Origin of the sequence: Pseudoduganella sp. R-43 (genome assembly GCF_049913255.1) — a bacterium.
In the GTDB taxonomy this organism is placed as follows: Bacteria; Pseudomonadota; Gammaproteobacteria; order Burkholderiales; family Burkholderiaceae_D; genus Rugamonas.
In genome coordinates, this window is record NZ_CP183988.1 from 1,345,427 (window position 1) to 1,371,077 (window position 25,651).

Sequence of the window (25,651 nt, forward strand, 5' to 3'; positions counted from 1 at the left end):
TTTGGGGCGGTTGCCGCCGGTCACCAGGCATAATGGTTCTGGTCAAGTCTGAGCCAGAACAGATCAGATAGTTTTGGAGACAGGGGGAGGATTTTTTCCTATACCGGGTATAGGTTGCCGGCGCAGGACGCATTAGGACGGAAGAGCCTCTCGGTGAAAGGCTCTTCCGTTGCGGTTACAGGTTGGGCGCCAGCCAGCGTTCCAGCTGGTCCTTGGCAACACCGCGGCGAGCGGCCATGTCCACCACTTGGTCCTCGTTGATCTTCCCAACGGTGAAGTACTTCGACTGTGGGTGCGCGAAGTAGAAGCCTGATACGGCGGCGCCTGGGAACATCGCGAACGATTCCGTCAGTTCCATTCCGATCTCGTTCGCGTTCAGCACGCGGAAGACATCGGCCTTCACAGTGTGCTCAGGGCAGGCCGGATAGCCCGGCGCTGGGCGGATGCCGCGATATTCTTCCTTGATCAGCTCTTCGTTGCTCAGAGTTTCATCGGCGGCATAGCCCCACAGGTCTTTACGCACGCGCTCGTGCAGGTACTCGGCAAAGGCTTCTGCCAGGCGGTCAGCCAGGGCCTTCAGCATGATCGAGGAATAATCGTCGTGCGCATCTTCAAATCGTTTCTCGTACTTCTCGATACCCAGGCCCGCGGTAACAGCGAACATGCCGATGTAATCCTGCTTGCCAGAGTCCTTCGGTGCGATGAAATCCGACAGGCACTGGTTCGGGCGCTGCACGCCATCGATCACAGGCTTCAGGCCTTGCTGGCGCAGGCCGTAGTAAGTGAACGCCACTTCCGAGCGCGACTCGTCGGTGTAGATTTCGATGTCGTCTTCATTGACGGTGTTTGCCGGCAGGAGCGCGATCACGCCGTTGGCGGTCAGCCAGCGGCCTTCGATGATTTTCTTCAGCAGCGCCTTGCCTTCTTCAAACACCTTCGATGCGGCCTCGCCGACCACTTCATCGCTCAGGATGGCAGGGAAGGGGCCGGCCAAGTCCCAGGTCTGGAAGAATGGACCCCAGTCGATGTATTCGGCGATCGCCGCCAGGTCCACGTTCTTGAATACGCGGCGGCCGACGAACTTCGGGCGCACCGGCGCAAATTCGAGCTTGGTCTTGTTGGCGCGTGCGGCTTCCAGCGAAACGGTAGGCAGCGCCTTCTTGTTGGCGTGCTGTTCGCGGATGCGGGCGTAGTCGTGGTCCAGTTCTTCCACGAACTTGCCGCGCTGTTCGTCGGTCAGAAGCGACTGCGCCACCGACACGGAACGCGAAGCATCCGGCACGTACACGACCGGGCCTTCGTAGTTGTGGGCGATCTTCACCGCAGTGTGAGCGCGGCTGGTGGTGGCACCGCCGATCAGCAGCGGGATCTTCATCATGCGGAAGTGCTCGTCGCGCTGCATCTCTTTCGCGACGTGCGCCATTTCTTCCAGTGACGGCGTGATCAGGCCGGACAGGCCGATGATGTCGGCGTTTTCCAGCTTGGCGCGCGCCAGGATCTCGGAGGCCGGCACCATCACGCCCATGTTCACCACCTCAAAGTTATTACACTGCAGGACAACGGACACGATGTTCTTGCCGATGTCGTGCACGTCGCCTTTCACGGTTGCGATGACGATCTTGCCCTTCGGCTTGGCGACGATGCCGGTACGTGCTTCCTCCGCCTTCTTCTCTTCTTCGATGTAAGGAATCAGGTGGGCCACGGCCTGCTTCATCACGCGCGCCGACTTCACCACCTGCGGCAGGAACATCTTGCCCTGGCCGAACAGGTCACCGACGATATTCATGCCATCCATCAGCGGGCCTTCGATCACATTGATCGGACGGCCACCGGAAGCGAATACCTGCTGGCGCATTTCTTCCGTGTCTTCGGTGATGAACTGGGTGATGCCGTGCACCAGCGCGTGCGCCAGGCGCTTCTCGACCGGCGCGTTGCGCCATTCGAGGTTGGCAGCTTCCTGCTTGGCGCCGCCTTTCAGCGTCGCTGCGAATTCGATCATGCGCTCGGTGGCGTCTTCGCGGCGGTTCAGCACCACGTCCTCCACACGTTCGCGCAGTTCTGCCGGCAGGTCGTCGTAGACGCCCACCATGCCGGCGTTGACGATACCCATGGTCATGCCCGCCTTGATGGCGTGGTACAGGAACACGGTGTGGATCGCTTCGCGGGCCGGGTCGTTGCCGCGGAAGGAGAACGACACATTCGACACGCCGCCGGAGATCTTCGCGTGTGGCAGGTTGTTCTTGATCCAGCGCGTGGCCTCGATGAAGTCGACGGCGTAGTTGTTGTGTTCTTCGATACCGGTTGCGATGGCGAAGATGTTCGGGTCAAAGATGATGTCTTCCGGCGGGAAGCCGACTTTCTCGGTCAGCACCTTGTAGGCGCGTTCGCAAATTTCGATCTTGCGCGCGAAGGTGTCGGCCTGGCCGGTTTCGTCGAAGGCCATCACTATCACGGCGGCGCCGTAGCGGCGGCACAGCTTTGCCTGGCGGATGAATTCCTCTTCGCCTTCCTTCATGGAGATCGAGTTCACCACGGCCTTGCCTTGCACGCACTTCAGGCCCGCTTCGATCACCGACCACTTGGAGGAGTCGATCATGATCGGCACGCGCGAGATATCCGGTTCGGAGGCGATCAGGTTCAGGAAGCGGGTCATGGCGGCCTGGGAATCCAGCATCGCCTCGTCCATGTTGATGTCGATGACCTGGGCGCCGTTTTCCACCTGCTGGCGGGCCACCGACAATGCCTCGTCGTACTGCTCGTTCAGGATCATGCGCGCGAAAGCTTTCGAGCCGGTCACGTTGGTGCGCTCGCCGACGTTGACGAACAGGGAGTCGTCGTCGATGGTGAACGGCTCCAGGCCGGACAGGCGCTGGGCCACCGGCACGTGCGGCAGCTTGCGCGGGGTGGCGGTCGACAGCAGCTTGGCGACGGCTGCAATGTGGTCTGGCGTGGTGCCGCAGCAGCCGCCGGCCACGTTGATGAAGCCCGCGTCGGCGAACTCGCGCAGCAGGCGCGAAGTATCTTCCGGCAGTTCATCGAAGCCGGTATCGCTCATCGGGTTGGGCAGGCCGGCATTCGGGTAGATGCAGACGAAGGTATCGGCGATCTGCGACAGCTCTTCGGCGTAGGGACGCATCAGGGTTGCGCCCAGCGCGCAGTTCAGGCCAATGGTTAGCGGCTTTGCATGACGCACCGAGTTCCAGAAGGCCGGGACGGTCTGGCCGGACAGGATACGGCCGGAGGCGTCGGTCACGGTGCCGGAGATCATCAGCGGCAGGCGCTCGATTTCCGGACGCTCGTCGAAGTACTGGTCGATCGCGAACAGCGCTGCCTTGCAGTTGAGGGTGTCGAAGATGGTTTCGACCAGCAGCACGTCGACGCCGCCGTCCACCAGGCCGCGCACCTGCTCGTAGTAGGCGGCGACCAGTTGGTCGAAAGTGACGTTACGCGCGGCCGGGTCGTTCACGTCCGGCGAAATCGAAGCGGTCTTCGGGGTCGGGCCGAGCGCGCCGCAGACGTAGCGCGGCTTGTCGGCGCTGGAGTACTTGGCGGTGGCCGCCTTGGCCAGCCGGGCTGCTTCCACGTTCATCTCATAGGCCAGGTGGGCCATGAAATAGTCGTCCTGCGCGATCGAGGTGGCGCCGAAGGTATTGGTCTCGATCAGGTCCGCACCGGCTGCCAGGTAGCGCTCATGGATCTCCTGGATGACGTGCGGCTGGGTCAGCGTCAGCAGCTCGTTATTACCCTTGACGAACAGCTCGCGGTGGCCGCTCCCTTCGGGCGCGGCGAAGCCGGCGAAGCGTTCGCCGCGATATGCTTTTTCGTCCAGCTTGTACTGCTGGATGATGGTGCCCATCGCGCCATCCAGGAACATGATGCGCTTCGCGAGGATCTCGCGCAGCTGGGCTTCGGTCTTGGAGGTTGGACGGGTCGTGTTAGTCATTTTGATATCGCGGATTGGGCAACGTGGACCTGAAATTATACGGCAAAGCAGCATTTTCCCTCGGCCACCGCCCCCTGCCGCCGAGACAAATTCGGTATTTGCTTATTCGGAAAAGGCATCAACTTTCACATTTGTGCTGAATCAGCACAAATCATGTGTTGCCAGAGTGCTACCAAAGCGTCAGCGGCCCGCCTAAGATGGCTTCATCAACCAACCACTTTGAAGGAGCTTCAAATGCCTATCCTGAATATCACCGTCAGCGGCACCCCGGATCAAGTGCCAGCCGGGAAAGTCACCAATATCCTGATGAAGCACACTGGCGAAATCCTGCACAAGGCGCCGGCCCTCACTGCGATCGCCGTGCATTACACGCCCCGCGAGCAGTGGTTTGTCGGCGGCGAGTCGCTGGCGGAGCTGGGGAAGGCCAGCTTCTTCTTCGACATCAAGGTGACCGACGAGACCAATACCGCCAACGAGAAGTCGGCCTACATCGCGGCGGTCTACAAGGACTTGCAGGAGCTGCTCGGCGAACTGCATGAAGTCAGCTACATCCACATCGACGACGCGCGCCCGGCAGCCTGGGGCTGGGGCGGCCTCACGCAGCAGTTCCGCGCGGTTCAGAAGATGTTGATGTAAATGCTGGCGGCGTAATCGACGAAGGCGCGCACTTTAGGCGACAGGTGGCGGTTCTGCGGGTAGAGGGCGTACAGCTCGCGCGGCTTGGGTGTATAGCCGGGCAGGACTTCCACCAGTGCGCCGTTCTCAAGCTCTTCGCGAACGATGAAGGCGGCGGCGTTGGCAATGCCAAGGCCGGCCGCTGCTGCCGCTTTCAGGGCGACGTTGGTGTTGGCCTGCAGCGATCCGCGCACAGCGACAGCATGCTCCGCGCCATCCGGGCCGACCAGCGTCCATTCACTGGCGCGCGTCGCCGCCGTGTAGACGAGGCAGTTGTGTTGCGCGAGATCGTCCGGGACGGCAGGTGCGCCGTGCGCGCCCAGGTAGCCGGGGCTGGCGACAAGCACGACCTTGCTGGTGGCGAGGCGGCGTGCGACCAGCGTCGAATCGGGCAAGTCGCGCGCCAGCCGCAATGCGACGTCGAAACCATCCTCGATCAAATCGACCATGCGGTCATTGCATACCAGGTCGACCTGCACGCCGGGATGCTTCGCCATGAAGCCGGGCAGCCATTGCGCCACCTCGATGGTGCCGAAAGCCATCGGCGCATTGATGCGCAGGACGCCGGTGGGTTCGGCCTGGTGGCGGCCGACGTTGCGGTCGGCGTCATCCAGCAGGTCGAGCACTTCGCGCGTGGATTCGTAGTAATCGCGGCCGGCATCGGTCAGGGCGAAGCGGCGCGTGGTGCGGTTCAGGAGCTGGGCGCCGAGGTGTTCCTCGAGCTGGCGCACCTGGCGCGAAACGATGGTGTGGGAAATGCCGAGGGCGTCGGCGGCAGCCGTGAAGCTGCCCAGTTCAACAACGCGGCGGAGCGCACGCAGCGCCGCGAGTTGGTCCATTTACTGGAAGCGCTGCCCGTCGAGCGGGAAGCCTTTGATGAATTCGGCGGCCGGCAGGCGCTTGCCGCCCGGTTTTTGCAGCTGCGTCAGGCGCAGCGCGCCTTCGCCGCAGGCGACGATGATGCCGTGCTGCGCGTCGGCGGCAATCACCTGGCCGGGCGCGGCGCTGCTGCCTTCGTCCAGCACTTCAGCGCCCCACAGCTTGATCACCGTGCCATTCACTTCGCCGTGGGCGCCGGGGAATGGATTGAAAGCGCGGATCTTGCGGCTGATTTCGCGCGCAGGCTGGGTAAAGTCCAGCGCCGCTTCTTCCTTCAGGATCTTGTTGGCGTAGGTGACGCCTTGCTCGGGCTGCGGCACGGCTTCCACCACGCCTTTTTCCATCTTGTGCAGTACCTTGACCATCATCTGGGCGCCCATGGCGGCCAGCTTGTCGTGCAGGGTGGCGGTGGTGTCCTGCGGCGTGATCGGGGTGCGCTCGATCAGCAGCATCGGGCCGGTGTCCAGGCCTTCTTCCATTTCCATGATGGTGACGCCGGTTTCCGCATCGCCGGACTCGATCGCGCGGTGGATCGGGGCGGCGCCGCGCCAGCGCGGCAGCAGGGAGCCGTGGATGTTCAGGCAAGGCTTGATGTCGAGGGTGGAGCGCGGCAGGATCAGGCCGTAGGCGGCGACCACCATCACGTCGTAGTCGGTGGCCAGCAGGCGCTCGTGGGCGGCCTTGGCTTCCGCTGCGCGCTGCGGATCCTTGGCGTCCATGCGCAATGAGAGCGGCTGCAGCACTTCGATGCCGTGCTTGACGGCATATTGCTTGACCGCCGAAGGCTGCAGCTGCATGCCGCGGCCAGCCGGGCGGTCGGGCTGGGTCAGTACCAGGGGAATCTCGAAACCTGCTTCGTGCAGGGCCTGGAGGGCAACGGCCGCAAATTCAGGCGTGCCCGCGAAGATCACTTTCATGCTTCCCCCCGCAGGTATCAGTAACGGCGACCCGAAGCGCGCAACGCTTCTTCGCGCTGCATGCCACGTTCTTCTTTTTGCAGTTTGGTCTTGATACGATTGCGTTTCAAGGGAGACAGGTATTCAACGAATACCTTGCCTTTCAAGTGGTCCATCTCGTGCTGGATGCAGACAGCCAGCAGGCCGTCGGCGTCGATCTCGAACGGCTCGCCCTTGACGTTGTAGGCGCGCACCTTGACTGCCGACGGGCGCTCGACGCCGTCATAGATGCCTGGCACGGACAGGCAGCCTTCGTCGTACACCTGTTTTTCCTCGCTCGACCACAGGATTTCCGGGTTGATGAAGGCGGTCAGGCCGGTTTTGTCTTCGGTAACGTCAATGATGACAACTTGCTCATGCACGTCCACCTGGGTAGCGGCCAGGCCGATGCCCGGTGCGTCGTACATGGTTTCCGCCATGTCTTCCACCAGTTTTGCCAGGCGCTCGTCGAACACGGCAACGGGTTTTGCAACTTTGTGCAGGCGAGGGTCCGGATAGCGGAGAATATTCAGTTTCACGAGAGAATCTTATTTAAACAACAATGATTGTGCGGTAAACGGCGCATATTATGCGTGCACGATTGCTTCAGTGACACGAATTCCTTGCTTGATCAGGGTAATATGGGCAGAATTTGATTTCAGTGAGGCAAGCCTTTGTGGCCTTCCGTCATTGCCGCACCTAACGGATATATCAATGAAAAATTTTAGCACAAGCAGCCGCCGCCTGTTGGCCGCAGCCCTGTTTTGCGGTGTGACGGCCGTTTCGGCCCACGCCAAGACCATCGTCTGTGAATTCAAGCCGAACGCACCGGATAGCCATACCGTCGTCAAGGGAGATACCCTGTGGGATATCTCCGGAACCTTCCTCGACAAGCCTTGGTGCTGGCCGCAGGTTTGGGGCATGAACAAAGAAGAAATCGCCAATCCGCACTGGATTTATCCAGGGCAGATCGTCTGGTTCGACCGAGAGGCCGGCCGCCTGCGCCTTGGCAACAAGGTTGGCGGCGATGGCACCACGGGCGATATGCGCCTCGGCCCGCAACTGCGGACCGAAGGCCTGGGCAAGGACGCCGTCCAGTCGATCCCGTCCGGCGCGATCGAGCCCTTCCTCAGCCAACCGCTGATCATCGAAGAAGATGAACTCAAGAATGCCCCGCGCATCATTGCGACGCGCGGCGCCCGCGTCTTCATCGGCAAGGACGACAAAGCCTATGTCCGCGGCGACCTGAAGGGCAACACCTCGTTCCAGGTGTTCCGTCCGGGTAAGCCGCTGAAAGACCCGGTCACCAAGAAGACCATCGCCCTGGAAGCGTTCTACCTCGGCACCCTGAAGCTGGAAGCCCCGGCTGAAGCAGGCAGCGACGTGCATACCTTCATCGTCGCCAGCGCCAAGGAGGAAATGGGCAAGGGCGACTTGCTGATGGCAATGCCGCCGATGCCGATGCAGAACTACGTTCCGCATCCGCCGGAAGTCGAAGTCAATGCCAATGTGCTGGCCGTGTATGGCGGCGTTACGCACGCCGGCCAGAACCAGGTTGTCAGCATTAATCGCGGAAAGCTTGACGGACTCGATATCGGATCTGTGCTGCAGCTTTACCATAAGGGTGAAGTGGTGGCCGATCCGGGCGCGTCGAAAGGCCCGCTGAATCTGCGCAAACCGACGGTCAAGCTGCCGGATGAACGAGTGGGCAGCTTGTTTATCTTCCGTGTGTTCAAGCACATTTCGTATGGCTTGATCATGCAGGTGACTGAACCTGTCGTAGTGGGGGATATCGCCAAGACAGCGGAGTAATTTCCATGGCCGTGCAAGTCACGGATGCCCCTACCCCCGCCCGCCAGGACTTCGAGCGCCTGGCGATGTGGCTGCGCCTGGCGAATACGCCGGGCGTCGGCCGCCACGGAGCCTTCAAGCTGCTCCAGCATTACCACTCTCCCCAGGCAGTTTTCACCGCCGCCAATGCCCGTCTCGCTGCGCTTCCCGCACAGGATGACGCTGCGCCGCTGCCATTGCACATGCTGAAGCAAGCCGGTGCCGACATCGTGCGGCCGGGGCGCGAGCGCGCCGCTGCCGGTGCTGCCGAAGACGAGATCTCGCTGGCGGCCGCACGCTGCCTTGCCGGTCCCATGCCGGAGCGGATACACGCGCTGGCGCATGCCTCGCTGGAATGGGCCGCGCAGGCCGGCAATCACCTGGTCTTGCTGGGCGACCCGGAATACCCGCCGGCCTTGCAGCACATCGCCGATCCGCCGCTGCTGCTGTATGCCAAGGGCGACCTGGCCCTGCTCCAGCGCGAGGCTGTGGCGGTAGTGGGTGCTCGCAACGCCACCATGCAAGGCAAGTCGAACGCGCGCCAGTTTGCGCGGGCCCTGAGCCAGGCGGACATGCCCGTGATCTCCGGCCTGGCGCTCGGCATCGACGCCGCCGCGCATGAAGGCGGCCTGGAAGGACCGGGCAGTACCGTGGCCGTGATCGGCACCGGCATCGACCGCATCTACCCGCGCCGCAATGCCGACCTGGCGCGCCGGATTGCCGAGGAGGGTTGCCTGGTCAGCGAATTCGCGCTCGGCACGCAGGCGCGGGCCGAGCACTTCCCGATCCGCAACCGCATCATTGCCGGCATGACCCGCGCCACGCTGGTGATCGAAGCGGCCGCACGCTCCGGTTCCCTGATCACCGCGCACGCGGCCGTGAATGCCGGGCGTGAAGTCTTCGTGCTGCCAGGTTCCGTGCTCTCGCCGCAGTCGGTCGGCTGCCATGCCTTAATTAGAGAGGGCGCGCGCCTGGTCGCCACGCCGGAGCAACTGCTGGAAGACCTGGGCTTGCAGGCGCCGGGCGAGCCGGTGCCGCAGATGGACCAGGCCGCAGGCTGGCTGCTGGCAGCCCTCGGCCATGATCCGATTGGCGCCGATGAGCTTGCAACAAGGTTGCAACTTCCGCCAAGTGACATGCAGGCAAGCTTGCTTGCACTGGAGCTTGCAGGTGTGGTGGAAAGGCTGCCGGGCGGCGCTTTCCAGCGCCTGAAAGGCTTCTGAACTGCCGTTATGCTTGTGCCCGGCTCACAGATGCTGCTAAAGTAGCGCCATGTTTGACATCCTGGTTTACCTGTACGAGACCTATTACCGCCCTGATGCCTGCCCTGAACCCGCAGCATTGGCAAAGAAACTCTCCGCAGTCGGTTTCGACGACGTAGAGATTTCCGAGGCGCTGGTCTGGCTGAATGACCTCGCCGCCATGGCTGGCGTCGAGCAGTCGCTGACGGCCGCTTCTTCTGGCACGCGCTTCTACGTGCGCCAGGAGCTGGACGTACTGGGCACCCCCGCCGTCGGCTTTATCCAGTTCCTGGAGAGCGCCGGCCTGCTGTCCCCGCTGCAACGTGAAATCGTCATCGAGCGCGCCCTGGCGCTGGACGAGGCACCGGTGTCGCTGGGCAAGCTGAAGATTATCGTGCTGATGCTGCTGTGGAGCCAGGGCAAGGAGCCGGACGCCCTGATGTTCGACGACCTGTTTGGCGCCGAAGAAGACCAGGCGCCACGCCTGTTGCACTAAGCGCACTCTTGCCGGCGTTGCCCAACGCCGGCCGTTTCCGTAATAATATTTGCAGCATTGTGGCTTTCATACGAAGCCGCAAGCCAGCGCTTACTTGCGAATGTTGTATTATGCGCGCTGCCGCATACACCGACGAGAACTATAAATATGAGTAAAGCCCTCATCATCGCTGAGAAACCTTCTGTCGCGAACGACATCGCGAAAGCCCTTGGCGGCTTCAGCAAGCACGATGAGTATTTCGAATCCGACGACTACGTGCTGTCTTCCGCGGTGGGTCACCTGCTGGAAATCGCCGTGCCAGAAGAGCACGACGTCAAGCGCGGCAAATGGACCTTCACCCATTTGCCGATGATCCCGCCGTACTTTGCGCTGAACCCGATCGCCAAGACCGAATCGCGGCTCAAGGTGCTGAACAAGCTGATCAAGCGCAAGGACGTCACCACCCTGATCAACGCATGCGACGCGGGCCGCGAAGGTGAACTGATCTTCCGCCTGATCGCGCAGAATGCGAAAGCCAAGCAGCCGGTCAAGCGCCTGTGGCTGCAGTCGATGACGCCGACCGCGATCCGCGACGGCTTCACGCACCTGCGCAGCGACGACGAGATGCTGCCGCTGGCCGACGCCGCGCGCTGCCGCTCGGAAGCGGACTGGCTGATCGGCATCAACGGCACCCGCGCCATGACCGCCTTCAACTCGAAAGAGGGCGGCTTCTACCTGACCACCGTGGGCCGCGTGCAGACGCCGACCCTGTCGATCGTGGTCGAGCGCGAAGAGAAGATCAAGAATTTCGTCTCTCGCGACTACTGGGAAGTGCGCGCCGAGTTCGTGTGCGCCGCCGGCATTTATGAAGGCCGCTGGCTGGACACCAGCTTCAAGAAGGACGAGAACGATCCGGAAAAGAAGGCCGAGCGCCTGTGGAGCAAGGCGGCCGCCGATTCGATCGCGCTGGCTTGCAAGGGCAAGCAGGGCAACGTCAGCGAGGAGTCCAAGCCGACCACCTCGATGTCGCCGGGCCTGTTCGACCTGACCTCGCTGCAGCGCGAAGCCAACTCGCGCTTCGGCTTCTCGGCCAAGAATACCCTGGGCCTGGCGCAGGCGCTGTACGAGAAGCACAAGGTGCTCACCTACCCGCGTACCGATTCGCGCCACCTGCCGGAAGATTACCTGCCGACCGTCAAGGACACGCTGGAAGTCCTGAAGGACAACCACAACTACAACCAGTTCGCCAAGCAGATCCTGGACAAGGGCTGGGTCAAGCCGAACAAGCGCATCTTCGACAACACCAAGATCAGCGACCACTTCGCGATCATCCCGACCGGCATCCAGCCGAAGGGCCTGTCGGAGCCGGAGCAGAAGCTGTACGACCTGGTGACCCGCCGCTTCATGGCGGTGTTCTTCCCGGCCGCGGAATTCCTGGTCACCACCCGCTTCACCGAAGTGGCCGGCCACCAGTTCAAGACCGAAGGCAAGGTGATGACCAACCCGGGCTGGCTGGCGATCTACGGCAAGGACGCAGCCGGCGACGACGACAAGGAAGGCAGCAGCGGCAACCTGGTGCCGGTGGCCAAGGGCGAGAAAGTCCTGACCGAGAAAGTCACGCCAAACGGCCTGGTGACCAAGCCACCCGCACGCTATACCGAGGCGACGCTGTTGTCGGCAATGGAAGGGGCGGGCAAGCTGGTCGACTCCGACGAGCTGCGCGATGCCATGGCCGGCAAAGGCCTGGGCACGCCGGCGACCCGCGCGGCCATCATCGAAGGCCTGCTGGGCGAGAAATACCTGCTGCGCGAAGGCCGCGAACTGATGCCGACCGCCAAGGCGTTCCAGCTGATGACGCTGCTGCGCGGCCTGGGCGTGAGCGAACTGACCGCGCCGGAACTGACCGGCGAGTGGGAATACAAGCTGTCGCAGATGGAGAAGGGCAAGATCTCGCGTGAAGAATTCATGCGCGAAATCGCCCAGATGACCCAGATCATCGTCAAGCGCGCCAAGGAGTACACCGACGACACGATCCCGGGCGACTATGCGACGCTGAAGACGCCGTGCCCGAACTGCAGTGGCGTGGTCAAGGAGAACTACCGCCGCTTCGCCTGCACCAAGTGCGAATTCTCGATGACCAAGGTGCCCGGCGGCCGCCAGTTCGAGATCGAGGAAGTGGAACAGCTGCTGCGCGACCGCACCATCGGCCCGCTGCAAGGCTTCCGCTCCAAGATGGGCCGTCCGTTTGCGGCGATCCTGCGCATCGTACGCGATGAAGAGATCAAGAACTTCAAGCTGGAGTTCGACTTCGGCCAGAACGACGAGGAAGGCGAGGACGGCGAAGGCGTCGATTTCACCGGCCAGACCCCGCTCGGCCCTTGCCCGAAATGCGCCGGCGGCGTGTACGAAATGGGCCTGGCCTATACCTGCGAAAACCAGGTAGCCAAGCCGAAGACTTGCGACTTCCGTTCCAGCCGCATCATCCTGCAACAGGAGATCCTCCCGGAGCAGATGGCCAAGCTGCTCAACGAAGGCAAGACCGACCTGCTGCCGGGCTTTATCTCGCAGCGCACCCGCCGGCCGTTCAAGGCCTTCCTGGTGCGCGGCAAGGACGGCAAGATCAGCTTCGAGTTCGAAGAGCGCAAGGCCAAGCCGGGTGCTGCGGCCAAGAAGTCGGCAGCGAAGGCTGACGGCGCGGAGGGTGCGGCCGAGGCGGAATCCGCAGCCAATCCGGCCGCCAAGCCAGCCGCCAAGAAAGCGGCCGCGAAAAAGGCCCCAGCGAAAAAAGCTGCAGCCAAAAAGCCGGCAGCGAAAAAGGCAGCCGCCAAGAAAACCGCAGCAGCGGAATAAACCAACGGGACCCGCGCGGTTCCGTTTTACTTTGTTCGACACCATGAAGAAATCCCGCTGGGCGGCGATTGCTGCCACCATGCTTGTAGCCGGCGCGTCGCAGGCCGCCGTCGAGCGCATCGAGATCACCGAACGCGTGCCGTTCGCGCCGGGCGTCAAGTTCGGCGAACACGGCGAGTATGAAAAGCTGCGCGGCATCGCTTACTTCTCGCTGAATCCCAAGGCCACGGCCAACCTGCCCATCGTCGACCTGAAACGCGCCCCGCGCGACAAGCGCGGCATGGTGCGTTTCTCCAGCGAGTTCGTCCTGCTGCGCCCCGTGAGCGGCAAGACCGGCACGCTGGTGTATGACGTCAACAACCGCGGCAATATCGTCGTGCTGGGCCAGCTCAATGGCAAGGCGCCGAAGAACAACGATCCAACGACGGCGGAAGATGCCGGCGACGGCTTCATGATGCGGCACGGCTTCAGCATGCTTTTCTCTGCCTGGACCTGGGACGTGGCGCCGTCGCCCGCCGGGGTGAAGCCCTTGATCTTCAAGGCGTCCGTGGTAAAAGGCCCGCGCGGCATGACGGCCAGTGAATTCATCGTCGATGCCCCGGCCGAGGTGGCAAGCTACGCGGGCCTGCGCGGCATCGGCTACGAGCCTGCCACGCCGAACGATCCGGAAGCCGTGCTGACCGAGCGTACGCGCCAGGGCGACATCCGCCGCCCGATCGACCGCAACCGGTGGGAATTCGTGGAGCCGGAGCAGCCGGGCGGCCCGGGCCGCATCAAGTTGCAAGGCGGCTTCCAGCCCGGCACCATCTACGAAGTGCGCTACGAGGCAAAAGATCCGAAAGTGACCGGTGCCGGGCTGGCCGGCATCCGCGACCTGCTGGCCTACTTCCGCGACAACCAGGTGGAAGGCGGCTCCTTGCCCAAGACCGTGCTGATGTTCGGCTACAGCCAGTCGGCGCGCCTGATCGGGCGCATGCTGCACGACGGGCTGAACCTCGATGAGCAGGGCCGCATGGTATTCGATGGCGCCTTGCTGGAAGTGCCGGGCGCCGGCGGGTCGGGCGGTTTCAACAGCCGCTTCGTGCAGGTGACGCGCCACCCGTCGATGCTGGAAGAGCATGACTACCCGACCGACTCCTTCCCGTTCACCAGCACGCCGACGCGCGATCCGGTGACCGGACGCGTGGCGTCCACGCTGGATCACGCGAAGGACAAGCACGGCCGCGTGCCGAAGCTCCTGATTGCCAACACCTCGGCGGAATTCTGGAACCGCGGCGCTTCGCTGCTGACCACCGCTCCGGATGGCGTGGGCGATGCCGCACCGGCCGCCAATGTGCGCGTGTACGGCCTGATGGGCGCCCAGCACTATGTCGGCCGCTCGCGCACCCGCGCACCGTTCACCGCCTGCGTCTCGACCACCAACTACTACCTGTCCTTGCGCGCCCTGATGCTGGCGCTGGACGGCTGGGCCAGCAAAGGCACGGCGCCGCCAGCGAGCGCCTATCCGCGCCTGGAAGACGGCACGCTGGTCTCCGTAGAGGCCTACCGCAAGGCTTTTCCCGCCGTCCCAGGCCTGACACCGCCGGAGCAGAGCCTGCGCGAGCCGCGCCTGGACCACGGCGCGCGCTTCCTGTCGCAGGGCATTGCCGACCTGGTGCCGCCGGCGCAGAAGATGGCCTTTGAAACCCGCGTCCCGGCGCCGGACGCCGACGGCAACGACCGCGGCGGCGTGCGCCTGGTGGAGCTGCAGGCGCCGCTCGGCACCCACACCGGTTGGAACCTGCGCGCGCCCGAGACAGGCTTTGCCTGGGCCACCTCGCGCTACGACGGCAGCTTCGCCCCGTTCGCCCGCACCGAAGCCGAACGCAAGGCCGCCAGCGATCCGCGTCCAAGCCTGCAGGCACGCTACCCCAATCGCGACGCCTTCATCGCCGCCACCCGCGCCGCCGCCGCACGCCAGGTCGCCGCGCGCCTGCTGCTGCAGGAAGACGTGGAACGCACGGTCGCCGAGCGCGCCGGCCTGTACGACCGCATCCTGGCGCGCGACCCGGCCGACCCAAGCTGCAATTACCTGTATCCCAATCAATGAAGAAGCTCAAGCTCCCAAATACTTTCGTCCTGCTGTTCATGATCCTGGCGCTGATCGCGCTGGCGACCTGGCTGGTCCCGGGAGGCAAGTACGAAACGCACCTGGTCAACGGCAAGCAGCTGGTCGACCCGGACACTTTCCGTTACATCGAAAGCAAGCCGCAGGGCCTGGCCGCCCTGCTCATGGCGCCAATCAAGGGCTTCGCGGAGGCGGGGCTGATCATCGGCTTTGTCATGCTGACTGGCGGCGCCTTCAACGTGCTGCACAAGACGCAAGCGATCGATGCCATGATCAAGTCCATCGCCAAGGCGCATTCGCGTTCGAGCCTGGTGCGCGCGGCCCTGATCCCGGTGTTCGTGACGCTGTTTTCGATCGGCGGCGCCACATTCGGCATGAACGAGGAAGCGATTCCCTTCATCCTGATCTTCGTCCCGCTGGCGCTGGCGCTCGGCTATGACACCATCACCGGCGTATCGATTCCCTTCCTCGGTTCGCAGGTCGGCTTCTGCGCGGCTTTCCTGAACCCGTTCAATGTCGGCATCGCGCAGGGCATTGCCGGCGTACCGCTGTTCTCCGGCATCGGCTATCGCGTGATCGTGTGGTTCATTGCCACGGCCGTCACGATTGTCTTCCTGATGTGGTACGCAGCGCGCATCAAGCGCCATCCCGAAAAGAGCCCGACCTACCTGCTCGACATCGAAAAGCGCGCCGAAGGCGTGGTCGACTTCGGCGGCTTCGAAGGCATGACGGCGCGTCATCGCCTGGTGTTGTGGATCTTTGCCGCCTCGCTGGGCGGCATGGTGTTCGGCGTGGTCAAATTCGGCTGGTTCATCGAGGAGATCGGTGCGCTGTTCCTGGCCATGACCATCGTGGTGGCCCTGATCGGCCGCCTCGATTCCGACGAGGCGGTGGCAGCCTTCGTGCAGGGCGCGAAAGACCTGGTCGGCACCGGCCTGGTCATCGCATTGGCCCGCGGCACCATGGTGCTGGCACGCGATGCGCACATCATCGACACCATGCTGCACGGACTGATGCCGCTGGTCGCATCGTCCTCGCCAGTGTTCTCGGCGCAGAAGATGTTCCTGATCCAGTCGGTCATCAACTTCTTCATCCATTCCGGCAGCGGCCAGGCTGCGCTGACCATGCCGATCATGGCGCCGCTGGCCGACCTGGTCGGCGTGTCGCGCCAGACCGCCATCCTGGCCTTCCAGTTCGGCGAGTTCACCACGCCGATGATCCCGACCTCGGGCATCACGGTCGGCGTGCTGGCGCTGGCGCGCATTCCGTGGCTGACCTGGGCGCGCTGGATGGTGCCGCTGCAGCTGATTTACCTCGTCCTGGCGCTGGCCTTGCTGGTGCCGCCTTGCCTCATGAACTGGTAGGATGGCAGACATGGAAACCATCAAGCATCCGCTCTCCGCGCCCTATGGCACGGTGTATTACGAACTGACCAGCTACCACTTCGGCAAGGCGGGCGGCCCCAAGGCCTATATCCAGGCAGCGCTGCACGCTGACGAAGTGCCGGCCATGCTGGTGGCGCACGAGCTGCGCCAGCGCCTGCAAGCGCTCGAGGCGGCCGGCAAGGTCAAGGGCGAGGTGATCCTGGTGCCTGCGGCCAATCCGATCGGGCTGGCGCAAGTCATCAACGAGCGCCCGTTCGGGCGCTTTGACCTCAGCAACGGCATCAATTTCAACCGCGGCTACCCGCATTATTTCGAGCAGCTGAAGGTCAGGCTGAAGGGCCAGCTGGGCAGTGATGCCGACGCCAACGTGCGCACCATCCGCCGCCACCTGCGCGAACTGGCCGGGCAGTGGCAGCCTACATCGGATGCCACCACGCTCAAGAAAGCGCTGTTTGAAATGGCCATCGACGCCGATATCGTGCTCGACCTGCATTGCGAGAACGAGGGCGAGCTGCACCTGTACGTGGGCACCTCACTGTGCGAGGCGGCCCAGCCGCTGGCCAACCTGATGGGAGCCTGCGCCGTGCTGCACACCACCGGCGCCGGCGGCGAGCCGTTTGACGAAGCTTGCAGCCGCCTGTGGTGGGACCTGGCCGCGCATTTCGGCCCGGACTACCCGATTCCATCGGCCTGCATGGCGGCGACGGTCGAACTGCGCGGGGAAGTGGAAGTCAGCTACGAGCTCGCTGCACGGGACGCGGATGCCATCATCGGCTATCTGCACGTGCGCGGGCTGGTCGACGCGGGTGACGTCAAGGTGCCGCAGCAGGGCTGTGCGCCGACGCCGCTGGAAGGCACGCAGCGCCTCGATGCGCCGCATGCCGGCATGCTGGTCTACCTGAAGGAAGTCGGCGCCGCCGTGCGCGCCGGCGACGTGATCGCCGACCTGATCGACCCGGTCAGCGGCGATACCACCCAATTAAAATCGGAGGTCGACGGCGTGCTGTTCACGCGCCTGTCGCACCGCTACATCATCCGCGGCATGAACGTGGCCAAGATCGCAGGCGACAAGCCGTTCCGCAGCGGCAGCCTGCTGAGCCTCTAAGGCGTTTCGACAATCACGTTTTCGCGTGCGGCCGTGGTGGAGGCGATGATGCGCCACGGTCCGCCGGCCGTCTGGCGCCAGATGGTGATTTCAGCCGCCTTGTGCGGCTTGCCCGTTGCACGGGCGAGGAATTCGCCGCAGGCGATCTGGTACTGGATGCGGCCATCGTCCAGGACCATCCGGCTGGACGATACCGGCCCGCCGGCTTCGCGCCACCAGTCTTCCTTGTAGCTATCGTCCACGCCTGCTTCGTGCAGCGCATCTTCACGATCGAAGCGCATGAAACCGGCGTCCAGCTCGGGGCTCACAAAGGGGTAGGCGATCTCGGGGCGCCACTCGCAGCGTTCGCCCTCAACCACCGTGGTGCCGGCGAAACCGGTCATCGCCTTGCGGTCGGCCGGAATGCGCAAGTCGATATGGAAGTCGGCGGCCTGGAACCACCAGACCGGCGTCACCAGGTCGCTGCTGCCGTCGGCGCGCCAGATGCCCTTGCGGCGCCACAGCCCTTCGTATGCCTGCGGTACGCTCATTTCAAGTCTTCGGTTTCGAAATAGATGGTAGCGCCGACGGCTGCTGTATTCGCCTTCAGCGCCATGGCCAGGGCGTCGTTGCCGGCGGCCTTCATGCCCCATTTGCGCACCTGGACCGCAGCGGTCGGCGCACCCGGCTCGGCGTGGTAGGAAACGATATGGTCGAAGTCGGGGCGGCCGTCGATTTCCTTGACGAGGAAGCGCTGTGCGCCGCTGCCGACTTGCATGTAGCGCGACATGCCGGCGTTGCGCGGCTTGCCGTCCAGCTGGCGGAACAACAGCACCTTGTCGATCACTACCGTGGCGCCTTTGTACTGGGCGCTGCCGCCGCGCTCGAAGTGGCCCTGCACCAGGTCGGCCTTGAATTCCTTGCGCGGCGCCTTGGCTTCCGGCGCCAGGGTGCTCAGCTCGAACTTCTCCGGGTCGATGGTCCACAGCGCATCCTTGCCGTCCAGGCGCTTGCGCAGTGCAGCATCGGTGGCCTGGTCGGCAATGTGGACTTGCAGGATCACCTGGTAGTCGTGTGGCGCATGAAACATCGGCAGGTGGGAGGCGTATAGCCCCTCCTGCCCGCCGAACAGAGCCATGCCGTGGGTGCCGTAGGTCTGGTCCGCCGCCTGCGAGGGCAGCAGCGGCAGGGTGCAAGTTGCCAGTATGGCGCCGGCAAGCGCGCGTCGGATGAAATTCATCCGGCCATTCTACCCCTTCAGGTCGGCGGGCACCTTGCCGCCGTTTTCCTCCAGCTTGTGCATCACTTGCTTGTGCAGCCAGATGTTCATGGCTGCCGAATCGCCGGAGTCGCCGGTGTAGTGCAGCTCCTGCGCCAGCTCCTTGCGGGCCTGCAGGCTGGAGTCGATGTCGAGCAGCTTGAGCAGGTCGACAATCGACGTGCGCCAGTTCAGCGGCTGGCCTGCCTGGGCGGCCTTGGCGTTGAGGATGGCTTCGACGTCGACCGGTTCCGCAGCGGCCGGCGCTGGGGCAGGCTGGGTCGGGATGGGGGCGGGCGTTGCCGCGGGCCCGCTCGGCGCAGTAGAGGGCGCACCAGAGGCCGGTGATGGGGCGGCCTCTTGATGCGACGACGGGAAAATCTTGTGGAAAATCTTGCTTAGGATGCCCATGTTTGCCTCGCTTTCATTTGCGGAAAAGCTTAACAAGCATGGGCTGGACGCAAAGTGCGCTGTCTAACCGTTGGAGCACCTTAGCGCGAGGTGATTTCCACGTTGCCCAGGTTATCGTCGGGCTTGCGGTCGATCAGTTTATTGTCCGGATCGATGCCTGCCTTGGCCGGGCGGCCGTTGACGACCAGCTTGAAGGTCGATTCGTTGCGGTCGACCAGCTTGCGTTCACGCAGCAGGACATTGCCGTCCTTGTCGTCGACGCCGACCTCGATCAGGTCGTGCAACGGGACTTCCTTTTCCGCACCCAGTTCGTCGGAACGCAGCTTGGCGGCATGCACCACCAGCGTGACATCGTATTTGCCGTCCGCGCGCTTCTGGGCGGTGGCGCTGACCAGGCGGTTGTCGAACAGCACGATGGCATTGAACAGGTCATCCACCAGGTAGGCCTGCTCCGGCGGCACGATGCGGCGCAAGCCGTCCACCAGCACCGTCACGCTTGGATATGGATCGCCGTGGTAGGAATACTTGCGCAGTAGTTCCGCCAGCAATTCGTTGACCTTGGCCTCGCCCACGATATCGGCCAGCAGGTACATGGCCAGGCTGCCCTTGTGGTAGTGGATGTAGTCCTGGTCTTCGTTATCGGCCAGCGGCAGTTCCTTCTTGTTCTCGGTGGCGCGGCCGAACAGGTATTTGTTCAGGTCATAGCGCAGGAAGCGGCGCATGCGCTGCGGGCCGAAGCTCTTCTTCATCACCATCAGCGCCGAGTATTCGGCCAGGGTTTCGCTCAGCACCGTGGCGCCGCGCGTGTTGCCCCCGATGAGCTGGTGTGCCCACCACTGGTGCGCTACTTCGTGCGCCGTGACGTAGGTCGGGTAGTCGATGTCTTTCGGGTTCTTGTCGTCCACGCGGGCGATAAAGCCCACCGCCTCCGAATACGGAATGGTGTTGGGGAACGATTGCGCATAGCGCTCATAGCGCGGGAATTCCACGATGCGCACGATCTTGTGCTGGTAGGGGCTGAAGTTGCGCGTGTAGTAGTCGAGCGAATCCTTGACGCCCTTGACCATGCGCTCCAGGTTATACTCGTGGCCCGGCTGGTAGTAGATCTCGATGCCGACATCCTGCCACCAGTCATGCTTGACCGCGTAGCGGGCAGACTGGAAGGCGTAGAAGTTGAGGATCGGCTGTTCCATCTTGTAATGGAAGTAGCGGCGGCCGTTCTTGCGCCACTCCTTGACCAGCGCACCGGGCGCCACGGCGGTCTGGTCGCCGGCAGTGCCCAGGGTCGCTTCAAAGCCGACCCAGTCGGCATCGGCGCCGATGTAGTTGCTGGCCAGGCCTTTCGGATCGTCGCGCGGCAGCTTGCGTTCCTGCGCCGGCAAGCCGTGTTTCTTGCGGTCGCGCGGATCGGTCAGTTCGGCGTGGCGCTGGTAGCCGATGTGCGGCAGCACGGTGTTGTTGAAGAAGGTGCCGTTGTTCATCACCGGCGTGGTCTTGCCGAGGTTGAAGAAGCCTTTCGGTTCGTAGCTCAGTACAAAATCCAGCGTGATCTTTTCGCCCGGTTGCAGCGGCCGCTCCAGGCGATAGCTGTAAAAGCCAAGCTCCGTGTCGTTCAGGACGCGGAACGCCTTGCGGCCGAATTGCAAGGGCTGCAGGTCCGCGTCGGTGTCCTGCTGCACGTAGATGGTGCTGATCGGCTGCAGGGTCTTGTTCTCGAGCTGGTACCAGCCTTTCACTTTCAGGGTGCGCTGCTCAGGGTACATGTCCAGGCCAAGGCGCACGTCGGTGATGCGCGGCTGGGCAACGTCCAGCACCTGCTTGTACTTGCGTTCATAATCGGCGCGCAATGCGTCGCGCCCGAAGTGGGTTTTGAAATTGTTGACGCACAGGTTGTAGGACAGCACACCGCCGGCGCCGACGAACACGGCCAGGCCGACGCCGAAGGCGCCCAGCACCGGCAGCGTCAATCCGTGGCGCGCCAGGCTGACGCGCTGGCGCCATTCCTCGTTGGTGCCGCGCGGCCAGAACACCACGGTCAGCACCATCAGCATCACGGCGGCGCCGGCCCAATACAAGTCGAACCAGCGCTCGCGCACCATGAAGTGGCCGAAGCCATTCATGTCGGAGTAGGGCAGTTCCGGCGTCACGCCGTACATGAGCAAAGGATGGTCGAGACCGAGGGTGGCGAACGTGATCGTCGCCACGTAGTAGACGATCATCACGAAGTAGGCCACGTATTTGTGGTTCACCAGCACCTGGGTGGCGATCGCCAGTACGGCAATCAGGGCGCAGGCCGGCAGCTGCACGGTGAACAGCCATTCGAAATACAGACCGGGCTGCAGGTTGAAGTAGCCACGGAAAAGCTGGATCGACATGCCGACCAGCATGACGATGAACAGCAACAGCGCCTGCACGCCGATCAGGCCAAACAGCTTGGACAGGATGGGCAGCCAGCTCGGCACCGGCATTGCGTCCAGCATTTGCGACATGCGGTGTTCGCGCTCGCGCCACACCAATTCGCCGGCATAGAAGGTGGTCACCACCAGCATGAACAGCGAGAAGGTGTTGGTCACCATTTCCAGCACCAGGTAGGTGACAGGATAGGTGCCGGTGCCGTACATCGAGCCCATGTCCAGCGAACCGGCATACATGGTCAGCACGCCGGCCAATACGATGACGAAGAAGTAGATGTTCTTGGTGGTCTCGCGCAGGTTCAGGTAGCTGAAGCGCATCAGCAGCAGGCCAAGGCTGCGCGCCTTGAAGTCCGGTTTCTCGTTGGTCGAGGCGGCAACCTGGGTCAGGTTGGCCGGCAGGTCGCTGTCGGTGCGCGCCGCTGCGCCGCTATCGACCGTGCTGACGAAGTGGAAGCGCCAGTAGCCAAGCAGCAGCGCCACGAGCGCGAAGGAAGACCAGATCACGCGGTTCAGCAGGAATACGCCTTCCGGCAGCACCAGGCGCACGTTGCGTTCGGCGATCGGCCAGTATTCGGTGAGGCGGATCACGGCAGTGGTGCCGAATGGATCGATCAGCGCGGCCAGCGTCTTGTAGTCAAGGTCGCGTGCCAGGCCCGGCGCCACGATATAGCCAACCAGCATGACCACGCTCGACACGTACACCGGCAGCATGCGCCGCGTCAGCGCCGCCAGCACGAAGAAGATGGCGCCGAAGATGAACAGGTTGGGCAGCAGCGACAGCGCGTAAGGCAGCAGGTAGTGCAGCAGGTTGAAGGGGCCGAGGCGCTCCGGATCGATGCCCGGCACCTGCGTGCCAAGCCACACACCAAGCGGGATCGAGGCGAACACCACGCACAGCACCAGCCAGGCGCCGAGGAAGCGGCCCAGCATGTACTGGAATTTGCGGATCGGGGCGGAAAAGAAGAAGTGGTGCGTTTCGTACTCGAAGTCCTGCTGCACCGAGCGCCCCATCATGGCGGCGACGATGATCACGCCCATGCAGCCGAGGAAGGAGGAGGTCAGCATGATCGAGCGCGGCGCATTGATGAACACGCGGCCGCCGAAACTGACGATGGCTTCCTTGAACACGCCGCCGGCGGCGGCCATCCACAGGACGGCCAGCAGCAGGAACATGCCGAAGTAGACCCAGGTCGAGAACAGCTTCAGGCGCTGCTTCGCTTCAAAGAGGGCGATGGCGAACATGGCGGCCCCGGTCAGTCGCAGGCTTTGCTGACGTCGTGGCGGCCGAGGATGGTCGCGAAATACAGGTCTTCCAGGTCGCCCAGCGCTTCCTCGAAGCCGTCGCCCGGATCGTCGTCGTTGTAGACGTGGATCAGGGTGCGGCCGGACATCAGGCGGGTCGAGATCACGGCATGGCGCTGCTGGAAATAGGACAGCTCCTTCTTGTCGATGAAGCGCGCCCAGATCTTGCAGCTCACGTCATCGATCAGTTGCTGGGTGGCGCCTGCCACCATCAGCTTGCCCTTGTTGATGATGGCCATATTGGCGCACAGGTCGGCCACGTCGGACACGATATGGGTCGACAGGATCACGGTGCGGTCTTCGCCGATATCGGACAAGAGGTTGTGGAAGCGCACGCGCTCCTGCGGGTCCAGGCCGGCGGTCGGTTCGTCGACGATGATCAGTTTCGGGTCGCCCAGCAGGGCCTGCGCGATGCCGAAGCGCTGGCGCATGCCGCCGGAGAAGCCACCCAGGCGCTGGTTGCGCACTTCGAACAGGTTGGTTTGCTGCAGCAGGCCGTCGACCACCTCACGGCGGCGGGAACGATTGGACAAGCCTTTCAGGATCGCGAAATGGTCGAGCATTTCATAGGCGGTTACTTTCGGGTAGACGCCAAAATCCTGCGGCAGGTAGCCGAGCAGGCGGCGGATTTCATCCTTTTCATCCAGTACATCAAGGTCGCCGAAAAAGACCGAACCGGAATCGCATTCCTGCAGGGTGGCCAAGGTACGCATCAGGGTCGACTTGCCGGCGCCGTTCGGGCCCAGCAGGCCGAACATGCCGGACGGGATGGTCAGCGACACGTTGTCGAGCGCGACGACCCCATTGGCATAGGTCTTCGATAAATTCTTGATGCGCAATTGCATGGTGGCTCCGCTAACCCCTTTTCACATGATGGCATTGTATTGAATGCGCGACATATCGGTTGCCCGCATGCGATAGCCCGCACATTCAGCGCCCCAGGATGCACTTTCCGGGGAGCGAAAAGTGCGCTTCCGGCTTTGGTTTAGCACTAAAGTTTCAAGGGTAACAAGTCTGATACCCCCGCGCAAGGAACAAATCTGGACAAAAGTGCTATATAGTTCCTTGACATGCAAGTACACCATCCAAAACTCGACGCTGCTATACAGGAGAAGATCCTGACGGTGACCCGTTGCGGGCTGACGGCCAGCGAGTCCACCGGCTTTTTCCGCACCGCGATCGGGCTGTATTACCTGGCCAGCCTGATGACCAAGGAGCAGCTGGATTTCAAGGCGCTGGACAAGGCCTTCAACCGTTTCGTCTACCGCTCGATAGGCGGCGGGCATAGCATGACCAGCATCCTGCAGTTCCTCAGCGGCGGGAAGGTGGTGGAGGTGTTGGACTCGCCGCGCTTCATGCGGGCCATGGCGGACTACCTGCCGGAAGTGCCGGTCGATTCGATTCCCTTCCTGCTGGGCCTGAACCTGGGCGTGGCAAAAGACATCTCAAAGATCGACGCCCGCGGCCCGGTCGCCGATTGGCTGGAGAAGCAGCGCATCCAGCGGGAGGGCAACTGATGCGTATCCTGATTACTGGTGCCACGACGTGGCATGACGAAAGTGCGATCCGGCGCGAACTGACCGCACTCGGCAATGTAGGCTCGGTAGTTACCGGGGATACACCCGGCATTGACGCCTTGGCGATTTCAGTGGCTCATGAACTGGGCATCGAGATCGATTCCATGAAGAAGAGCCGGGCTGTCTACAAGGCTTTTCCTGGCGAAGGCTGGAAGGGCCTGAACGTTCGCATGATGGCGACGGGTGTCGACCTGGTGCTGGCATTCCATGCCGACTTTGATACCCCGGGCTGTGCTCGCGGCACCAGGCATGCGGTCGAGTTGGCGCAGCAGGCCGGAATCGAAGTACACGTGTGCCGGGCTTGAGGACACCCTATAATGAGGCTTTCCGAACAAGCTGGATAAATCGTCATGAACCGCTACCATAGTCCCCTCGACCGTTTCATCACTGGCGCCGACAAGGCTTTGCGCGTGCTGGCTGGCGTGCATTCGGCATCGCGTCCGAATCCGGCGGTGCATGCGGCAGATGCGGAGATGACGGAGCAGGAGCATCGCCATAGCGCGGGCCTGATGCGGGTGAACCATGTGGGCGAGGTGATGGCGCAGGCGCTATACAACTCGCAGGCGCGCTTTGCCAAGAGCGATGAGGCGCGTGCGGCCTTCGACAAGGCCAGCCGGGAAGAGGAAGATCACCTGGCATGGTGCGCGCAGCGTTTGTCGGAGCTGGGCTCGCAACCGAGCTTCCTGAACCCCTTGTTCTATGCCGGCGCTTATGCGCTGGGCACGGCTGCTGCGCTGGCGGGCGATAAGCAAAGCCTGGGTTTCGTGGTGGAGACCGAGCGCCAGGTTGAAGCGCATTTGGCAAGCCACCTGGACCGCTTGCCGCCGCAGGATGCCAAGTCCCGCGCCATCGTGGAGCAAATGCGCGTCGATGAAATCGCGCACGGCAAGGCAGCGGAAGACATGGGCGCCGAGAAAACGCCGCTGCCTATCCAGCTTGCGATGAAAGCCATGTCGAAGGTCATGACTTCGACCACCTATTACATCTGATGGGGCATGTTCAGAAAAATCCGGCAGCTTTCAATGCCCACCCGATAATTGCCAGCAAGTTCGTGACTGTCAGGCCTGCGACCCAATAGATCAGTTTTTCGAAGTCTAGACGTAACTGAAGTTGTTCGGCGTGTATTTCGTTGAAACGTTCGTCGACTTTGCCTCGCAAAAGCGTGAGCTCTTCCTTCAAAGTATCCACAGTCACCTCTAGCTTAACGATACGTGGCTCGTAGTCCATATTGCCTCCCTTGACAGATTTAGACTCTGCCGCAGTTTGTGGCGGGAGGCTTTGAGCT

The 25,651-nt window shown here is 62.9% G+C and carries 21 protein-coding genes; 11 read left to right on the top strand and 10 right to left on the bottom strand.

Annotation, left to right across the window (positions count from 1 at the left end):
* Positions 1 to 175 precede the first annotated feature (175 nt).
* On the bottom strand, positions 176 to 3,943 hold the full coding sequence (metH, locus tag ACN9M3_RS06305; protein WP_426321237.1) for a methionine synthase: 3,768 nt from the start codon (positions 3,941 to 3,943) through the stop codon (positions 176 to 178).
* Positions 3,944 to 4,177: 234 nt separating this feature from the next.
* Here metH and ACN9M3_RS06310 point away from each other — a divergent pair, with 234 nt between their 5' ends.
* Positions 4,178 to 4,579: a tautomerase family protein gene (locus tag ACN9M3_RS06310; RefSeq protein ID WP_426321239.1), complete on the top strand. Its 402-nt coding sequence runs from the start codon at positions 4,178 to 4,180 to the stop codon at positions 4,577 to 4,579.
* Here the strand turns inward: ACN9M3_RS06310 and ACN9M3_RS06315 are convergent.
* The 3 genes from ACN9M3_RS06315 to def are packed head-to-tail and all read right to left on the bottom strand — an operon-like array spanning position 4,561 to position 6,971.
* On the bottom strand, positions 4,561 to 5,457 hold the full coding sequence (locus ACN9M3_RS06315) for a LysR family transcriptional regulator (RefSeq protein WP_426168749.1): 897 nt from the start codon (positions 5,455 to 5,457) through the stop codon (positions 4,561 to 4,563). The two genes, ACN9M3_RS06310 and ACN9M3_RS06315, sit on opposite strands and share 19 nt — an antisense overlap.
* Positions 5,458 to 6,414 carry a methionyl-tRNA formyltransferase gene (fmt, locus tag ACN9M3_RS06320; protein ID WP_426168751.1) on the bottom strand — a complete coding sequence of 319 codons (957 nt, stop codon included), beginning with the start codon at positions 6,412 to 6,414 and terminating at the stop codon, positions 5,458 to 5,460. It abuts the gene before it with no gap.
* Between the two features lie 17 nt (positions 6,415 to 6,431).
* Positions 6,432 to 6,971 (bottom strand): peptide deformylase, encoded by a 540-nt coding sequence (gene def, locus ACN9M3_RS06325; protein ID WP_426168754.1) that lies wholly within the window; start codon positions 6,969 to 6,971, stop codon positions 6,432 to 6,434.
* 175 nt (positions 6,972 to 7,146) lie between these two features.
* Here def and ACN9M3_RS06330 point away from each other — a divergent pair, with 175 nt between their 5' ends.
* From ACN9M3_RS06330 to ACN9M3_RS06360, 7 genes are all read left to right on the top strand, one after another.
* Positions 7,147 to 8,244, top strand: a complete 1,098-nt coding sequence (locus ACN9M3_RS06330) for a LysM peptidoglycan-binding domain-containing protein (RefSeq protein WP_426321242.1) — start codon at positions 7,147 to 7,149, stop codon at positions 8,242 to 8,244.
* 5 nt (positions 8,245 to 8,249) lie between these two features.
* The gene (dprA, locus tag ACN9M3_RS06335; RefSeq protein WP_426321244.1) at positions 8,250 to 9,485 is read left to right on the top strand and encodes a DNA-processing protein DprA; all 1,236 of its coding nucleotides are present in this window, start codon (positions 8,250 to 8,252) and stop codon (positions 9,483 to 9,485) included.
* A gap of 49 nt (positions 9,486 to 9,534) precedes the next feature.
* Positions 9,535 to 9,999: a DUF494 family protein gene (locus ACN9M3_RS06340; RefSeq protein ID WP_426168762.1), complete on the top strand. Its 465-nt coding sequence runs from the start codon at positions 9,535 to 9,537 to the stop codon at positions 9,997 to 9,999.
* Between the two features lie 147 nt (positions 10,000 to 10,146).
* Positions 10,147 to 12,828 carry a DNA topoisomerase III gene (locus ACN9M3_RS06345; RefSeq protein WP_426321246.1) on the top strand — a complete coding sequence of 894 codons (2,682 nt, stop codon included), beginning with the start codon at positions 10,147 to 10,149 and terminating at the stop codon, positions 12,826 to 12,828.
* Between the two features lie 43 nt (positions 12,829 to 12,871).
* Positions 12,872 to 14,917: an alpha/beta hydrolase domain-containing protein gene (locus ACN9M3_RS06350; protein ID WP_426321248.1), complete on the top strand. Its 2,046-nt coding sequence runs from the start codon at positions 12,872 to 12,874 to the stop codon at positions 14,915 to 14,917.
* Positions 14,914 to 16,299 carry a YfcC family protein gene (locus tag ACN9M3_RS06355; protein WP_426321250.1) on the top strand — a complete coding sequence of 462 codons (1,386 nt, stop codon included), beginning with the start codon at positions 14,914 to 14,916 and terminating at the stop codon, positions 16,297 to 16,299. Before ACN9M3_RS06350 ends, ACN9M3_RS06355 begins: the two co-directional genes overlap by 4 nt.
* Positions 16,300 to 16,309: 10 nt before the next feature.
* A complete protein-coding gene (locus ACN9M3_RS06360; protein ID WP_426321252.1) occupies positions 16,310 to 17,425 on the top strand; it encodes a succinylglutamate desuccinylase/aspartoacylase family protein in 1,116 nt (371 codons plus the stop codon).
* Here the strand turns inward: ACN9M3_RS06360 and ACN9M3_RS06365 are convergent.
* The 5 genes from ACN9M3_RS06365 to ACN9M3_RS06385 form a co-directional block, all read right to left on the bottom strand.
* Positions 17,422 to 17,955, bottom strand: coding sequence for a hypothetical protein (locus ACN9M3_RS06365; protein ID WP_426168776.1), 534 nt, complete (start codon positions 17,953 to 17,955; stop codon positions 17,422 to 17,424). The two genes, ACN9M3_RS06360 and ACN9M3_RS06365, sit on opposite strands and share 4 nt — an antisense overlap.
* A complete protein-coding gene (locus ACN9M3_RS06370) occupies positions 17,952 to 18,644 on the bottom strand; it encodes a hypothetical protein (protein ID WP_426321254.1) in 693 nt (230 codons plus the stop codon). Before ACN9M3_RS06370 ends, ACN9M3_RS06365 begins: the two co-directional genes overlap by 4 nt.
* Before the next feature lie 9 nt (positions 18,645 to 18,653).
* Complete coding sequence (locus tag ACN9M3_RS06375) at positions 18,654 to 19,073, bottom strand: DUF3597 domain-containing protein (RefSeq protein ID WP_426168780.1); 420 nt, start codon at positions 19,071 to 19,073, stop codon at positions 18,654 to 18,656.
* An 80-nt stretch (positions 19,074 to 19,153) separates the two neighbouring features.
* Entirely contained in the window at positions 19,154 to 22,729 is a 3,576-nt protein-coding gene (locus tag ACN9M3_RS06380; RefSeq protein ID WP_426321257.1) for a M1 family aminopeptidase, read from the bottom strand.
* Between the two features lie 11 nt (positions 22,730 to 22,740).
* Positions 22,741 to 23,634: an ABC transporter ATP-binding protein gene (locus tag ACN9M3_RS06385; RefSeq protein ID WP_426168785.1), complete on the bottom strand. Its 894-nt coding sequence runs from the start codon at positions 23,632 to 23,634 to the stop codon at positions 22,741 to 22,743.
* A gap of 225 nt (positions 23,635 to 23,859) precedes the next feature.
* Between ACN9M3_RS06385 and ACN9M3_RS06390 the strand changes: the two genes are divergently transcribed.
* Genes ACN9M3_RS06390 through coq7 form a run of 3 tightly spaced genes read left to right on the top strand, consistent with a single transcriptional unit; the run spans position 23,860 to position 25,355 of the window.
* Positions 23,860 to 24,306: a hypothetical protein gene (locus tag ACN9M3_RS06390; protein WP_426321259.1), complete on the top strand. Its 447-nt coding sequence runs from the start codon at positions 23,860 to 23,862 to the stop codon at positions 24,304 to 24,306.
* Positions 24,306 to 24,671 (top strand): hypothetical protein, encoded by a 366-nt coding sequence (locus tag ACN9M3_RS06395; RefSeq protein ID WP_426321261.1) that lies wholly within the window; start codon positions 24,306 to 24,308, stop codon positions 24,669 to 24,671. Before ACN9M3_RS06390 ends, ACN9M3_RS06395 begins: the two co-directional genes overlap by 1 nt.
* 45 nt (positions 24,672 to 24,716) lie before the next feature.
* Positions 24,717 to 25,355 carry a 2-polyprenyl-3-methyl-6-methoxy-1,4-benzoquinone monooxygenase gene (gene coq7, locus ACN9M3_RS06400; RefSeq protein WP_426321263.1) on the top strand — a complete coding sequence of 213 codons (639 nt, stop codon included), beginning with the start codon at positions 24,717 to 24,719 and terminating at the stop codon, positions 25,353 to 25,355.
* Positions 25,356 to 25,365: 10 nt separating this feature from the next.
* On the opposite strand, the gene ACN9M3_RS06405 is transcribed toward coq7, so the two are convergent.
* Entirely contained in the window at positions 25,366 to 25,593 is a 228-nt protein-coding gene (locus tag ACN9M3_RS06405) for a hypothetical protein (protein WP_426168797.1), read from the bottom strand.
* Between the last annotated feature and the right edge of the window lie 58 nt (positions 25,594 to 25,651).